Origin of the sequence: Microbacterium sp. BH-3-3-3 (assembly GCF_007679045.1) — a bacterium.
GTDB lineage: Bacteria > Actinomycetota > Actinomycetes > Actinomycetales > Microbacteriaceae > Microbacterium > Microbacterium algihabitans.
Genome location: NZ_VEFS01000004.1, coordinates 39,921 through 54,000, shown reverse-complemented (window position 1 = coordinate 54,000; position 14,080 = coordinate 39,921). Strand labels below are relative to the sequence as shown.

16 protein-coding genes and 1 tRNA gene are annotated in these 14,080 nt (G+C 70.3%); 7 read left to right on the top strand and 10 right to left on the bottom strand.

What is annotated here, in order from left to right; all coding sequences use genetic code 11:
• Positions 1-40 precede the first annotated feature (40 nt).
• From groL to FS769_RS12470, 5 genes are all read right to left on the bottom strand, one after another.
• Complete coding sequence (gene groL / locus FS769_RS12490) at positions 41-1,660, bottom strand: chaperonin GroEL (protein WP_144833920.1); 1,620 nt, start codon at positions 1,658-1,660, stop codon at positions 41-43.
• A gap of 169 nt (positions 1,661-1,829) precedes the next feature.
• The gene (locus tag FS769_RS12485) at positions 1,830-2,030 is read right to left on the bottom strand and encodes a cold-shock protein (RefSeq protein WP_144833918.1); all 201 of its coding nucleotides are present in this window, start codon (positions 2,028-2,030) and stop codon (positions 1,830-1,832) included.
• A gap of 144 nt (positions 2,031-2,174) precedes the next feature.
• On the bottom strand, positions 2,175-2,774 hold the full coding sequence (locus FS769_RS12480) for a LytR C-terminal domain-containing protein (protein ID WP_144833916.1): 600 nt from the start codon (positions 2,772-2,774) through the stop codon (positions 2,175-2,177).
• A 35-nt stretch (positions 2,775-2,809) separates the two neighbouring features.
• Positions 2,810-3,064 (bottom strand): DUF3263 domain-containing protein, encoded by a 255-nt coding sequence (locus FS769_RS12475; protein ID WP_144833914.1) that lies wholly within the window; start codon positions 3,062-3,064, stop codon positions 2,810-2,812.
• A gap of 9 nt (positions 3,065-3,073) precedes the next feature.
• Positions 3,074-4,063 (bottom strand): DUF2332 domain-containing protein, encoded by a 990-nt coding sequence (locus FS769_RS12470; protein WP_144833912.1) that lies wholly within the window; start codon positions 4,061-4,063, stop codon positions 3,074-3,076.
• Between the two features lie 72 nt (positions 4,064-4,135).
• On the opposite strand from FS769_RS12470, the gene msrB reads away from it, so the two are divergent.
• The gene (gene msrB / locus FS769_RS12465; RefSeq protein WP_144833910.1) at positions 4,136-4,567 is read left to right on the top strand and encodes a peptide-methionine (R)-S-oxide reductase MsrB; all 432 of its coding nucleotides are present in this window, start codon (positions 4,136-4,138) and stop codon (positions 4,565-4,567) included.
• Positions 4,564-5,133, top strand: a complete 570-nt coding sequence (locus tag FS769_RS12460) for a nitroreductase family protein (protein WP_260979758.1) — start codon at positions 4,564-4,566, stop codon at positions 5,131-5,133. The genes msrB and FS769_RS12460 overlap by 4 nt, the downstream gene beginning before the upstream one ends.
• Before the next feature lie 60 nt (positions 5,134-5,193).
• Here FS769_RS12460 and FS769_RS12455 read toward each other — a convergent pair whose 3' ends face one another.
• Positions 5,194-6,171, bottom strand: coding sequence for a DMT family transporter (locus FS769_RS12455; RefSeq protein WP_144833908.1), 978 nt, complete (start codon positions 6,169-6,171; stop codon positions 5,194-5,196).
• 84 nt (positions 6,172-6,255) lie between these two features.
• Between FS769_RS12455 and FS769_RS12450 the strand changes: the two genes are divergently transcribed.
• The 3 genes from FS769_RS12450 (at position 6,256) to FS769_RS12440 (ending at position 8,994) form a co-directional block, all read left to right on the top strand.
• Positions 6,256-8,163: an amylosucrase gene (locus tag FS769_RS12450; RefSeq protein ID WP_144833906.1), complete on the top strand. Its 1,908-nt coding sequence runs from the start codon at positions 6,256-6,258 to the stop codon at positions 8,161-8,163.
• Positions 8,164-8,172: 9 nt separating this feature from the next.
• Complete coding sequence (locus tag FS769_RS12445; protein ID WP_144833904.1) at positions 8,173-8,451, top strand: hypothetical protein; 279 nt, start codon at positions 8,173-8,175, stop codon at positions 8,449-8,451.
• 69 nt (positions 8,452-8,520) lie between these two features.
• Entirely contained in the window at positions 8,521-8,994 is a 474-nt protein-coding gene (locus FS769_RS12440) for a nucleoside deaminase (protein ID WP_144833902.1), read from the top strand.
• 55 nt (positions 8,995-9,049) lie between these two features.
• Here the strand turns inward: FS769_RS12440 and FS769_RS12435 are convergent.
• The 3 genes from FS769_RS12435 to FS769_RS12425 form a co-directional block, all read right to left on the bottom strand.
• Positions 9,050-9,122: transfer RNA gene (locus FS769_RS12435), tRNA-Thr, on the bottom strand.
• A 61-nt stretch (positions 9,123-9,183) separates the two neighbouring features.
• A complete protein-coding gene (locus tag FS769_RS12430) occupies positions 9,184-9,561 on the bottom strand; it encodes a hypothetical protein (protein ID WP_144833900.1) in 378 nt (125 codons plus the stop codon).
• 42 nt (positions 9,562-9,603) lie between these two features.
• A complete protein-coding gene (locus tag FS769_RS12425) occupies positions 9,604-10,587 on the bottom strand; it encodes a thioredoxin domain-containing protein (RefSeq protein ID WP_144833898.1) in 984 nt (327 codons plus the stop codon).
• 212 nt (positions 10,588-10,799) lie between these two features.
• Between FS769_RS12425 and FS769_RS12420 the strand changes: the two genes are divergently transcribed.
• Both FS769_RS12420 and FS769_RS12415 read left to right on the top strand, forming a co-directional pair.
• The gene (locus FS769_RS12420; protein WP_144833896.1) at positions 10,800-11,903 is read left to right on the top strand and encodes an ABC transporter ATP-binding protein; all 1,104 of its coding nucleotides are present in this window, start codon (positions 10,800-10,802) and stop codon (positions 11,901-11,903) included.
• 78 nt (positions 11,904-11,981) lie between these two features.
• A complete protein-coding gene (locus FS769_RS12415; RefSeq protein ID WP_144833883.1) occupies positions 11,982-13,304 on the top strand; it encodes a DUF4032 domain-containing protein in 1,323 nt (440 codons plus the stop codon).
• Positions 13,305-13,383: 79 nt separating this feature from the next.
• Here FS769_RS12415 and FS769_RS12410 read toward each other — a convergent pair whose 3' ends face one another.
• Complete coding sequence (locus FS769_RS12410; RefSeq protein WP_144833881.1) at positions 13,384-14,025, bottom strand: NAD(P)-dependent oxidoreductase; 642 nt, start codon at positions 14,023-14,025, stop codon at positions 13,384-13,386.
• Positions 14,026-14,080 lie beyond the last annotated feature (55 nt).

Here is a 14,080-nt window from a genome sequence, read left to right as displayed (position 1 = left end):
CCCTCCCGGAGGAGGGGGCGTTCTCAGGCGTCAGCGTGGATCAGAAGTCCATGCCACCGGTCGGGTCGCCCGCGGGAGCGGCGGCCTTCTCGGGCTTGTCGGCGACGACGACCTCGGTCGTGAGGAACAGACCTGCGATCGACGCGGCGTTCTGAAGCGCCGAGCGGGTCACCTTGGCCGGGTCGATGATGCCCTGTGCGAACAGGTCACCGTACTCACCGGTCGCGGCGTTGAGGCCGTGGCCCACGGGGAGCTCGGCGACCTTGTTCGCCACGACACCGGGCTCGAGACCGGCGTTGAGCGCGATCTGCTTGAGCGGGGCCTCGATGGCGACGCGAACGATGTTGGCACCCGTGGCCTCGTCACCGACGAGGTTCAGGTTGCCGAGAGCGTTCTTGCCGGCCTGGATGAGCGCGACGCCACCACCGGCGACGACCCCCTCTTCCACAGCGGCCTTGGCGTTGCGCACGGCGTCTTCGATGCGGTGCTTGCGCTCCTTGAGCTCGACCTCGGTCGCGGCTCCGGCCTTGATGACGGCGACGCCACCGGCGAGCTTCGCGAGGCGCTCCTGGAGCTTCTCGCGGTCGTAGTCGCTGTCGGTGTTCTCGATCTCGCGGCGGATCTGGGTCACGCGACCCTCGATCAGCTCCGACTCACCGGCACCCTCGACGATCGTGGTCTCGTCCTTGGTGATGATGACCTTGCGGGCACGGCCGAGCAGGTCGACGGTCGCGTTCTCGAGCTTGAGGCCCACCTCTTCGGTGATGACCTGGCCGCCGGTGAGGATCGCGATGTCCTGCAGCTGCGCCTTGCGACGGTCGCCGAAGCCGGGAGCCTTGACGGCGACCGACTTGAAGATGCCGCGGATCTTGTTGAGCACGAGCGTCGCGAGGGCTTCGCCCTCGACGTCCTCGGCGATGATGAGGAGCTCCTTGCCCTCCTGGATCACCTTGTCGACGATCGGCAGAAGGTCCTTGATGTTGGAGATCTTCTGGTTCGCGATCAGGATGTACGGGTCTTCGAAGACCGCTTCCTGACGCTCGGGGTCGGTGACGAAGTAGGGGTTGATGTACCCCTTGTCGAAGCGCATGCCCTCGGTGAGCTCGAGCTCGGTGCCGAAGGTGTTCGACTCCTCGACGGTGACGACGCCTTCCTTGCCCACCTTGTCGATGGCCTCGGCGATGAGCTCGCCGATCGCGGGGTCGGCGGCGGAGATCGACGCGGTGGCGGCGATCTGCTCCTTGGACTCGACCTCCTTGGCGGAGGCGAGCAGCTCGTCGGTGACGGCCTTGACGGCCTTCTCGATGCCCTTCTTGAGCGAGATGGGGTCGGCGCCGGCCGCGACGTTGCGCAGGCCCTCGCGCACGAGCGCCTGGGCGAGAACGGTGGCGGTGGTGGTGCCGTCACCCGCGACGTCGTCGGTCTTCTTGGCGACCTCCTTGACCAGCTCGGCGCCGATCTTCTCGTACGGGTCGTCGAGCTCGATCTCCTTGGCGATCGAGACGCCGTCGTTCGTGATCGTGGGGGCGCCCCACTTCTTCTCGAGCACGACGTTGCGACCGCGGGGGCCCAGGGTCACCTTGACGGCGTCGGCCAGCGTGTTGAGGCCGCGCTCGAGACCGCGTCGGGCCTCTTCGTCGAAAGCGATGATCTTTGCCATAAGTGTGTCGTCCCTCCCGGACGGGTGACTTCCAGATTTGGCACTCGACGAATGCGAGTGCTAATTCATTCTGGCACTCGCCCCTGGGGAGTGCAAGCCACCGGACCCCCGTGGAACGACGAACGCCGTGGCATCCGGAGTGCGGATGCCACGGCGTTCGATGCAGCGGTCAGGCCAGGCGCACGGACTCCGCCTGCGGGCCCTTCTGCCCGTTGCCGACGGTGAATTCGACGGCCTGTCCCTCCTCGAGGACGCGGAAGCCCGACATCTCGATGCTCGAGTAATGGACGAAGACGTCCTGCCCGTCAGCGACGGTGATGAAGCCGAAGCCCTTCTCGGCGTTGAACCATTTGACAGTGCCCTGGGTCATGCGAATCTCCTGTTGCTGTACGACGAGGTCATCGTAAGCACGCCGGCTACCGCCGCGAGGGGGTTCGCGGGCATTGTTGACGCGCGTGCCCCCAAGTTGTTACGCCGCGGAAACACGCGGCTCGCGGGGGCTCGCTCGCAGCGATCAGCCCGTGGGTGCGGGCGTGGCGCCGCCGGCCCGGTCGAGGCCGATCACGACGATGAGACGCTTGACCGCGCTCTCGTCGTCGGGGGTGCCGGGGTCGTCGGCCGGCTGCAGGAAGTCGCTCTGGGCGGTCTGCGCTCCGCCGATGGTCTGGGCGAGCCCCTCCGCCGCGGCGGCGTCGGCCTCGCCCTTGTAGTAGACGGTGGTGGTGGCGAAGTCGGTGGTGTCGGAGTTGCCCGTCTCGACGTCGTCGCCCGACCATCCGGCGGCGACGATCTGCTCGCGCAGCGACGCGGCCAGACCGTCCTGCGGGGTGCCGTTGAGCACGACGACCGTGTACGAGGTGTCGATCACCGACGGCGTGGTGGGCTCGGCGGAGATGACGGGCGCGGGGGCGTCGGCGTCGCCGAACGACAGGCGTCCCGACAGGACGAGCGTGGCGAAGACGCCCGCGATGATCAGCACGAGGGTGGCGATGGCCGCCCACAGGAACACGATCCAGCCGCGCGAACGCGGACTCTCGGCGCGGTGCGCCCCGACGCGGCCGGAGGCGTCCGGCAGGTCGTCGAAGCGATCCCGCGGGAAGGTCGATCTGGCCATTCGACGATGCTACCGGTCGGAGTTTTCGGGTCTTCTCAGCGAGACGCGGTACGCCCGAGGCGTGCCCGGTGGCGGTCCGCGGCCTCATCGCGACGGCGGCGCAGACGACGCACCAGCATCGGGTCGTGGGCGAGAGCCTCGGGGGTGTCGATGAGACGACCGAGCAGTTGGTAGTACCGCGCGGGCGTCAGGTCGAATTCCGCGCGGATCGCCTCCTCCTTCGCACCCGCGTGGCGTCTCCACTCACCCTCGAAGGCGAGGAACGCGAGATCACGGTCGGTCAGAGGCACGCCTCGACGTTACTGCGGGGCGCCCTGCGATCCCGGATGCCACGCCACCCACGCCCCGAGCGGATCGACCTCCGCGACGACGTCGCCGTCGAGGGCGAGGGCGAAGCCGCCGCGGGTGACACGCGGGGGCTGCGACCAGGCATCGTGAAGCCCGGGGTCGTCGAGGGTGATCCACCGCCCGGCGGCGCGGGCCGCGGCGATCACCTCCCCGCGATGGGCTCGCGGAACGTGGGCGAGCACCCCGGGCGTCGTCACGACGAGCGTGGCATCGCGCGGAGCCCGAGCGGCGAGCGCGGGCAGCGCCGCGGCCCCGTCGCCGGCGACGAGCAGGGGCGGGTCGGCCGCGGCGACGTCCAGCGCTCCCACGATGCGCTCTCGACGCCCCTCCTCCCCCGGCCACACGAGGCCGGTCAGCCAGGCGCGGTCGCCGTCGTCGCGCGCGTCGAGGGGGTTCAGGTCGATGCCCGCGCGCCACACGATCTGCGGCATCCGTAGGTCGGGCGAGCCCGTCAGCTCGCTCTCGAGCGTGACGGTGCCCGCACCATCGGTCGGATCCAGGGCGATCGTCTCGGAACCCCGGCGGTAGCGGTACGCGTAGCGGTCGGGGTAGAGGCACAGACCCGCGCTCGCCCCCACCTCCAGCAACGCGATCGGGCCGTCGATGAGCGAGAGCGCGGGGAGCAGAGCAGCGCACCGCAGCGGCTCGTTCGTCTGCACGCTGCGCCGCGCGCATTCGGCCGCCACCTCGTCGGCGTTCGCGACGACCCACCGCGCCCACGCGTCGACGTCGTCGAGGGGCGCTCCGAGAAGACGCAGTACCGCGAAGACGAGCGGCGGTTGCCGGCGCGTCTCGGGGATCCGCGCCAGAGCGGACGCGACCGCGGGGTCGTCGACGACCCGCTGCGCCCACGCCTCGTAGACCGCCGAGCGGCCGGGGGCCTCGTCTCGCGCGAAGCGCCCGTAGCGGGCGACGGTCGTCGTCACGGCATCCGGATCCACTCCCCGATCATCCCAGCTCGACCCGATCGCCCGCGCCCAGGGGAGAATGGAGGAGACGAAGGAGAGAACCCCATGACCTACGCCGTCGACAAGTCCGACGACCAGTGGCGCGCCGAGCTCAGCCCCGAGCAGTACGCCGTGCTGCGCCAGGCGGGCACCGAGCGCGCCTGGACCGGTGAGCTGCTCGACGAGAGCCGCGCCGGTTTCTACACCTGTGCCGCGTGCGGCAACGAGCTGTTCCAGAGCGGCACCAAGTTCGACTCGCACTGCGGATGGCCGAGCTTCTACGAGTCGGTGCGCCCCGAGGCCGTCGAGCTCATCGACGACAACAGCCACGGCATGCAGCGCACCGAGGTCCGCTGCGCGAACTGCGGCTCGCACCTGGGCCACGTCTTCCCCGACGGGTTCGGCACGCCCACCGGCGACCGCTACTGCATGAACTCGCTCTCGCTGAACTTCACCCCCGCCGACTCCCCCACCGACACCCCCGCTGACGGAGCATGAGCGCGCTCGAAGCCATGCGCGACCGCCGGTCGTGGTCGAAAGTCACCGACCTCGCCCCGACCGGACCCGAGCTCGAGGCGTTCGTCGCCGCGGCAGGTCGCGTCGCCGACCACAAGACCCTGCGGCCCTGGCGCCTCATCGAGATCCGGGGAACCGACCGCGACGTGCTCGCGCGCGCGCTCAACAAGGCCGACGGCAAGAAGGGGCTCTCGTCGAAGCCCCGCCGCGCCCCGCTGATCATCGCGGTCGTCGCCGATCTCAGCTCGAAGAAGATCCCCGCGTGGGAGCAGGAGGCCGTGGCATCCGGAGTCGCCCACATGCTGAGCCTCGTGCTCGACGAGGCGGGCTTCGGCGTGTTCTGGCGCACCGACGACAACACCCGCAGCAAGGTGCTCGCCAAAGCGCACGGTCTCGCCAAGGGCGAGGTGCTGCTGGGGTGGCTCTACGTCGGGGGCAAGCCGCAGCGCTCGCGCCCCGTGCGCCGCAAGACGGTGGATGCCGCGAAGCACCTCTCGCGCATGCCCGGAGGCAAGAGGCGTCGAACGCTCGACGAGACCCGCCTCTGAGGTGATCCCCACGACGCCGTCGGCTCCGGCCGGCGGCGTCGTCGTGTGCGCCGGGACCGATCAGGTGCGTCGACGCCGCCGCCACGGCACGGCCGCCACCACGACACCCGCGATCGCGACGACCGCCGCGAGCAGGGCGACCGGGGTCGAGGGGGCGGCGGGCGCGGGCCAGAGGGCGTCGAGCAGCACCGAGGTCGACAGCAGGCCGACGACGGATCCGAGTCCGAGCAGCAGCACGCCGGTGCGGCGCACGACCACCGCCGACAAGAAGATGTAGACGACCCCGACCGCCCCTCCCACGTAGAGCCACGGCGCGGTGGGGATCGCGCGCGGCGCCCCGACGACGCTGACGTGGACGAGGGCGGCGATCACCAGCACGACCGTTCCGCCGATGAAGTTCACCAGGGTCGCCGTCAGCGGGCTCTCCACGCGCACGCGCAGGCGGCCGTTCGTCCCCTGCTGCCAGGCGACGCCGGCACCGGCGACCGCGGGGACGATCAGCATCCACAGCGGCACGCCGCCGAGGGCGTCTCCCGACAGGCACACCACGACGCCGGCGATCGCGAGCACGGCGCCGACCACGCGGCGCACGGTCACCGGCACGACACCGGCCGGGCCGAAGCCGACGCGATCGAGCACGAGACCGCCCGTGGTCTGACCGGCGACGAAGCCGACCGTGAACAGGGCGACGCCGATGGTGGCGACCGTGAGGCCCTGGCTGGCGACGGTGAACGCCCCCGCGAGCCCGCCGAGCAGCATCCACGGCGGCACGGAACGCGACCGGATGCCGGCGACCAGTCGCCCGAAACCGCGGCGCCCTTCCGGCACGATCAGCGACAGGGCGATGAGGATGACCAGGCCCGAGCTGAACGAGATCGCCGCCGCGACGATGCCGTCGCCGACCTCGGCGCCGAGCGAACCGTTGATGCGCGCCTGCAGGGCCGTGAGGGCGCCGATGAGCACCGCTCCGGCGACGGCGATGCCGACCGATCCGCGCTCCGACACCGCTCTCCCTCCGCGCTCCCGCTCGGGAGCCATCGTCGATCGTACGGGCCGGGGCGGGCCCCGCAGAGCCGCCTCGGCGCCCATCGATCCGCGGCGGTGTCGCCCGCAGGGCCGATCATGCGTCAGGCTTTGCTCGTGACACAGCTGCACTCCGGATCCCACGACGTCGCGCGGATCCTCTCCTCCCTCACCGACGCGCAGGCCGAACGCGAGTTCCTCGCGGGCGCCGAACTGCACCTCCCGCGCCTGCACGAACTCTTCGTGCGCCTGTACGGCGACCGCCCCGACGGGCTCGAGCGCCTCGCGTCGGTCGTCGATCTGGCGCGACGCTCGTGGGTCTCGCGGCCCCGCGCGCTCAAGGCGCTCGATCGCGAACGTGCGAGCGACCCCGACTGGTTCGAGAGCGAGCGCATGCTCGGAGGGGTCTGCTACGTCGATCGCTACGCGGGCGGGCTCAGCGGCATCCGGGATTCCATTCCGTACTTCCGTGAACTCGGCCTCACGTACCTGCACCTCATGCCGCTGTTCGATAGCCCCGAGGGCAACAGCGACGGCGGCTATGCGGTGTCGAGCTACCGACGCGTGAATCCGAAGCTCGGCACCATGGAGGAGCTCGCCGAACTGGCGGCCGACCTGCGCCGCGCGGGCATCTCGCTCGTCGTCGACTTCATCTTCAACCACACCAGCAACGAGCACGAGTGGGCGCAGAAGGCCATCGCGGGCGAGGCGGGGTACGAGGACTTCTACCTGATCTTCCCCGACCGCGAGATGCCCGACGCGTACGAGCGGACGACCCGCGAGATCTTCCCCGACGACCACCCCGGCTCGTTCGTACAGCTCGACGACGGCCGCTGGATCTGGGCGACGTTCTACCACTTCCAGTGGGATCTCAACTACGCCAACCCCGCCGTCTTCGAGGCGATGGCGGGCGAGATGCTCTTCCTCGCCAACCAGGGCGTGGAGATCCTGCGGATGGATGCCGTGGCCTTCATCTGGAAGCAGCTCGGCACCCCCTGCGAGTCCCTCCCCGAGGCGCACCTGCTGCTGCAGGCGTTCAACGCGGTGCTGCGCATGGCCGCCCCGGGCATGTTGTTCAAATCCGAGGCGATCGTGCACCCCGACGAGGTGGTGTCGTACATCTCGCCCGACGAATGCCAGATCTCGTACAACCCGCTGCAGATGGCGCTGACCTGGGAGGCGCTCGCCACCCGTGACGGCCGCCTGCTGCAGCAGGCGCTCGAACGCCGCCACGACCTGCCGGAGGGCACCGCGTGGGTCAACTACGTGCGCAGTCACGACGACATCGGCTGGACCTTCGCCGACGAGGATGCCGCCGAGCTCGGCATCGACGGGTACCCGCATCGCCGCTTCCTCAACGACTTCTACGTGGGCCGGGCCGAGGGCTCCTTCGCCCGCGGCGTGCCGTTCCAGGAGAACCCGCGCACCGGCGACGCCCGGGTGACCGGCACCACGGCCTCGCTCGCGGGGATCGAGGCCGGCGACGCGGGGGGCGAGGACCGCGTGATCCTCGCGCACGCGCTCGCCCTGTCGACGGGCGGGATCCCGCTGCTCTACCTCGGGGACGAGGTCGCACAGCTCAACGACTACTCCTACGCCGAGCGCGCGGAAGAGGCCGGCGACAGCCGCTGGGTGCACCGACCGCACCGCCCCGCCGAGAGGTACGCCGAGCGGACGGATGCCGACACCGCGGCCGGACGCGTGTACTCGCGTCTCACGCGGTTGACCGAGGTGCGCCGGTCGACGCCGGAATTCGCGGGCAACGAGCTCGTCGCGTTCGACACGCACGTGGCATCCGTCGTCGCCTTCCTGCGCCCGGGCGACGTCGGCTTCGCGGTGCTGGTGCTGGCGAACGTCGCCGACTCCCCCGCCGAGATCGACGCCGTCACGCTGTCGGGGCTCGCGCCCGAGGCGCTCGATCTGGTCGCGGTGCACCCCGTGTGGCTCGGGGCGGGTCTCACGCTCGCCCCGCACGGCGTGCGATGGCTGCGCGTGCGCCTGCGCTGACGGATTCGCGTGGGATCCGACGAACCCCCTCCGGGCCACCCGCGGCACGTGCTCGCGTTCGTGGCCGGTGTCGTCGCGCTCTCGACCGCCGTGTGGGCCCCCGCCGGCCTGCTCGGCGCCCTGGTGATGCTGGTGGTCGGCGTCGCGGCGTTGATGTTCGCCTGGGAGGCGGGTACGCGGCCGGGTCCGCTGCGCTGGGCGGGCATCGCGGGCGCCCTTCTGGCCGGCCTCGTGACGGTGTCGTCGGGGTTCCTCTTCCTCGTCGCGCTCGCACGGACGTTCTCGTGACGCGGTAGCACGAACCGGCCCGACGGCACACCCCGGTCCGCACCGGAGGCGCTCGCCTAGCGTCGAGCCATGAACCACCAGCAACTCTCGGCACTGACCATCTCGCGCGCGAAGGAGAACGTCGACGCCGGCGGCAAGCCGTTCGCGTGCCTCATCGTCAAGGACGGCGAGATCGTCGTCGAAGCCGTCAACCACGTCGCCCAGGAGGGCGACCCGACGGCGCACGCCGAGATCCGCGCCATCCGCGCCGCCGCCGAGAAGGGGATCAGCGACCTCTCGGGCCACGACATGTACGTCACGGCCTACCCCTGCCCCATGTGCCTGGGGGCCGTCTACTACGCGCAGCCGGACCGGCTCTTCTTCGCCGTCACCCGCGAAGAAGAGGGCGAGCACTACGAGGACGGCAACCGTCTGATGACGCTCGCCACCTTCTACGACGAGTATGCGAAGCCCGTGTCGGAGCGCGCACTCGAGAGCGAGCAGGTCGCGGTCGACGACGCGACGGCGCCGTTCCGGGAGTGGACGGCTCGGCACGCGTCGTAGGCGGGCGCGGACGCGCCTGAGCCCGCGGCATCCGGGACGGACGTCTGGAGAGAGGTGCCGGCTACAGGACTTGAACCTGCAACCCCCGTATTACAAGTACGGTGCGCTACCAATTGCGCCAAGCCGGCGTGAGACGCAGAGCATCTCGATCGACGAGTCTAGAACGGCGGACGCGCCGTTCCTGACGGGTCAGGAGCGGTGCGTCCCGCTCTCGCGGTCCCACTCGAGCGACTTCCACTGCAGGAACGAGCACAGGTTGCCCGCGACCACGAGTTCGGCGGCGAGGCTCGCCATCTCGTGCGGGGTCAGCGTCAGATCGTCGGGACGCGAGGTGAGCGTCGCCTCCCAGAGGGGCTCGTCGTAGCCCGTCGGCTGCATGTAGATCGACGCCTTGGCGTTCATCAGGTTCATCACCACGAGACCGGTGTCCTGGCTGTCGGCGTCTTCTTGCTCGACGACCTTGAGCTGACCCGCGAACAAATGACCCTGCTCGCGGAACTCCGCCACCCACGCATTCAGCTGATCACGGGACCGCCGCGGCGGGGAGTCCTCGAGCTCATCGTTCATGTGACCAGAATCCCACATGAAACCGCCTTCGGAGCGGATCGTTCAGCCCGCCGGGGTCGCAGACGGCGTCGCCGAGGGAGTCGCAGACGGAGTCGGCGTCGCCGTCGAGTAGTACGCGTTGCTGTCGACCGTGAGCACGAACTGCGCGAACTCCTTGGGGTCGTCCATGTTTCCGACGTACTCGGTGCCGTTCACCAGCACGGTGGGCGTGGCGGTCAGCGCCTGGCCGTCGGTTCCGGGCAGGCCTTTGATGGCACGGTCGGTCGCCGCCTTGGCCCACGCGGTGTAGGTCTCGTCTTCGATGCACTCGCGCACCGTGGCGATGTCGCTCACGCCCGCGCCCTGCGCCATGTCGGCCAGCTGCTGGTCGCTGTAGCCGTCGGAGTCGACCGCGGGCTGATTGGTGAGCAGCTCGTGGTTGAAGGCGAAGAAGCGGTCCGACGAGTGCGTGGCCACGCACGCGGCGGCGCCGGCGGCGCGCAGGCTGTACTTGGTGCCGTTCGACTTCGAGGTGAGCATCGCGACCGGGTAGTACGTCAGCGTCGCGGCCTTGTCGGTGACCCACTTCGACAGCTGCCCGGCGTTGGCCGTCTGGAACTCGCGCGCCTCGGTCGACATGTAGTCGACGTACACGCGGATGTCGACGGGGGCGGCGGTGCCGGTGGGCTCGGGGGTCGCCGCCGCGGAGGGCTCGGCGGTGGGCGCGGCCTGCGCCGACATGCTCGCGGCGCTGCCGTCGACGGTCTGGTCGGCGAGGGGGTCTTCGACCGCCGAGGCGCTCGTGACGACGAAGCCGTCTTCGTTCGCCGCATCGGGGAGGGCCTGCGACCGCGCCTCGCGCGAGTTGAGGGCCAGCGAGACTCCGACCGCGCCGACGGCGATGACCGCGACGGCGCCGATGCCGATCAGCGAGCGACGGGCGATGCGCCACCGCGTCTGCTTCGCCTTGACCTGCTGCGCCTTCTCGCGCACCGCCTCGCGACGATCGCGTTCGGCGGGCACGTTCGGGGACTGGTCGTGGGACATGAAACCTTCCGGGCGCGGACGACGCCGCACGAAATCAGGGGGGCCGCGCGGGTGGGGCGACCGCCCATCGATGGTAGCCAGGCTGGCTGAGAAATGACCAGACACGTGCGATACTGACCCTGCGTCCAACGTCGGGCGCACGGGGTCGCCCCCGTTCATTCCATTCACTACGGATCGTCCGGCACGTACCTGCCGGTGAAGGAGAAGAAAACATGGCGTCCGTCACCTTCGACAACGCAACCCGTCTGTACCCGGGCGGAACCCGCCCCGCGGTCGACAAGCTCAACCTCGACGTCGCAGACGGCGAGTTCCTCGTTCTCGTCGGCCCCTCCGGCTGCGGCAAGTCCACGTCGCTGCGCATGCTCGCCGGCCTCGAAGAGGTCAACTCCGGCCGCATCCTCATCGGCGACCGCGACGTCACCGACGTCCCGCCCAAGGACCGCGACATCGCGATGGTCTTCCAGAACTACGCGCTGTACCCGCACATGACCGTGGCCGAGAACATGGGCTTCGCGCTCAAGATCGCCGGCGTCGGCAAGGAAGAGCGCGCCGCCCGCGTGCTCGAGGCCGCCAAACTGCTCGACCTCGAGCAGTACCTGACCCGCAAGCCCAAGGCCCTCTCGGGTGGTCAGCGTCAGCGCGTCGCCATGGGCCGCGCCATCGTCCGTCAGCCCCAGGTCTTCCTCATGGACGAGCCGCTGTCGAACCTCGACGCCAAGCTCCGCGTGCAGACGCGCACCCAGATCGCGTCGCTGCAGCGTCGCCTCGGCGTCACCACGGTCTACGTCACCCACGACCAGACCGAGGCGCTCACCATGGGCGACCGCATCGCCGTGCTCAAGGACGGCCTGCTCCAGCAGGTCGGCACCCCGCGCGACCTGTACGAGACCCCCAAGAACGTCTTCGTGGCCGGCTTCATCGGCTCGCCCGCGATGAACCTGTTCACGGCCGACCTGGCCGAGGGCGGCGTGCAGTTCGGCAACCTGGTCGTTCCCATCGAGGCCGACACCATCGGCAAGGCCAACGGCTCCGAGGTCACCATCGGCGTGCGCCCCGAAGACATCCAGGTCGCCCCGGCCGACGGCCGCGGCCTCACGGTCGTCGTCGACCTCGTCGAGGAGCTCGGCGCCGACGGCTACCTCTACGGCCACACCGAAATCAACGGCAAGCGCACCGACCTGGTCGCGCGCGTCGACGGTCGCCGTCACCCCAACGCGGGCGAGACGGTCGTGCTGGCCCCGGTCCCCGGACACATCCACGTATTCGACCTCGAGTCGGGCGAGCGCCTGACCGACCGGGCCATCGCTTCGGCCTGACCCACGCACCGACGCGGCGCGTCCCCGATCCCGATCTTCTCGGGCGGGGGCGCGCCGCCTCATTTCCCGGAGGCATCCGTGTCCGAATCGCTCAGCATCACCGCCAGCACCGTCGACCCGGGGCTTCTGCAACTCCCCTGGTCGACCGGTCTCGCCGACTGGCCCAGCAGCCACATCGTCGCCCTGCCGAAGGGCATCTCGCGTCACCTCGTGCGCTTCGCCAACCTCTCGGGGCGGGTCGTCGCGATCAAAGAGACGACCGAGGAGATGGCCCGTCGCGAGTACGACATGCTCGGCAACCTCGATCGCCTCGCCGCCCCGTGCGTCGACCGCGTCGCCGTCATCGCCGGGCGCACCGACGCCTCGGGTCGCCCGCTTCCCGCGGCGCTCGTGACGGCGCACCTGCGCTTCTCGCTCCCCTACCGCGCCCTGTTCACCCAGGTGCTGCGCCCCCACACCGCCACGCGTCTCGTCGACGCCCTCGCGGTGCTGCTCGTGCGTCTGCACAACGTCGGCTTCTACTGGGGCGACGTCTCGCTGTCGAACACGCTCTTCCGCCGTGACGCGGGCGAGTTCGCGGCCTACCTCGTCGACGCCGAGACGGGCGAGCTGCACGGCAACCGACTGACCCCCGGCCAGCGCGCCCACGACCTCGACATCGCGCGCATCAACATCGCGGGCGAGATCATGGACCTCGAAGCCGGCGGACGCCTCGAGGGCGGGGTCGACGCGGTCGCGGTCGCCGACGGCCTCGTGTCGTCCTACCACTCGCTGTGGGGCGCGCTCACCGACAAGGAGTCCTTCGGCGTCGACGAGTCGTGGCGCATCACCGAGCGCGTGCACCGTCTGAACGCCCTCGGCTTCGACATCGGCGAGATGTCGATCCGCACCGCGAGCGATGGCACCCGGGTGTCGATCCAGCCGAAGGTGGTGGATGCCGGTCACCACCAGCGTCGTCTGCTGCGGCTCACCGGACTCGACGTCGAAGAGAACCAGGCTCGTCGTCTGCTGAACGACCTCGACGAGTTCCGCGCCCGCGTCTCGCGTCTCGGCGCCGACGAGGAGATGGTCGCGCACGAGTGGCTCACCCGCGTGTTCGAGCCGATCGTCATGGCCATCCCCTGGGACCTGCGCGCCAAGCTGGAGCCCGCCGAGGTGTTCCACCAGGTACTCGAGCACCGCTGGTACATGTCGCAGGCGCGGGGCCGGTCGGTGCCGCTGGCCGAGGTGGTCAGCTCGTACATCGACGACGTGCTGCGTCACCGCCGCGACGAGGCCACCGTGATGGGGCCTCCCACCGACACGCTGTCGATCCCGACGGTGTCGGACGCCGACGCCCCGTCGACGGGCGAGGTGCCGACCACCGACACCGACCTGGTCGATTGGCGAGACCTGGTCTGACGGACCACGCACCGCAGAACGACCGAGGCCGCGGCATCCGGAAGCTGATCCGGATGCCGCGGCCTCGATGTTCCGCGGGTCAGTACCCGACGGTGAAACGCTCGCGCGAGTGCTTCGGGTTCTCGATCTCGTCGACGACGGCAACGGCGAAGTCCGCGCCGCCGATGAAGGAGTTGCCCTCGTCGTCGGTGACGAGCACGGCGCCGCCGTCACGGTACGAGCCGGTACGCTCGCCCGGAGCCCAGGCGCCGAAGCCGCCCGCGGGGTGCACGTAGAACCAGTCGCGTCCGGTGTCGTCGGCCTCGAGGTCTTCGAGGATGCCGATGGCCTCGCGCGCCTCGGGCTTGTACTCCTCGGCGAAGCCGTCGGTGTCGATCAGGCGCGGCCCGCCCTCGGCGACGAGCGATCCGCCCGCCCCTCCGACGACCCCGATGCGCACGTTCTCCGGCAGGGCCGCGACGAGCTCGGCGACCGCGGGACGCAGTTTGCCCTCCATGTCGCCGCGCGGGGCGACGGCCGAGACGACCACATCGACGCCCTCGAGCTCCGCCACCAGGCCGGGGACGTCGAGCACGGTGCCCTCGATGTAGGTGGCGCCCTCGACGCGCTCAGCGGGAACCGTGCGCGCGACCGAGACGACCGTGTGACCACGGCGCACGGCCTCGGCCACGATGTTGCTGCCGGCGTAGCCGGTGCCTCCGATGACGGCGATGCGGGGCATGGGCGTTCCTTTCGTGAGTCCAAGGGACGAGACCTCGTCCTCGACCCAGCGTGCC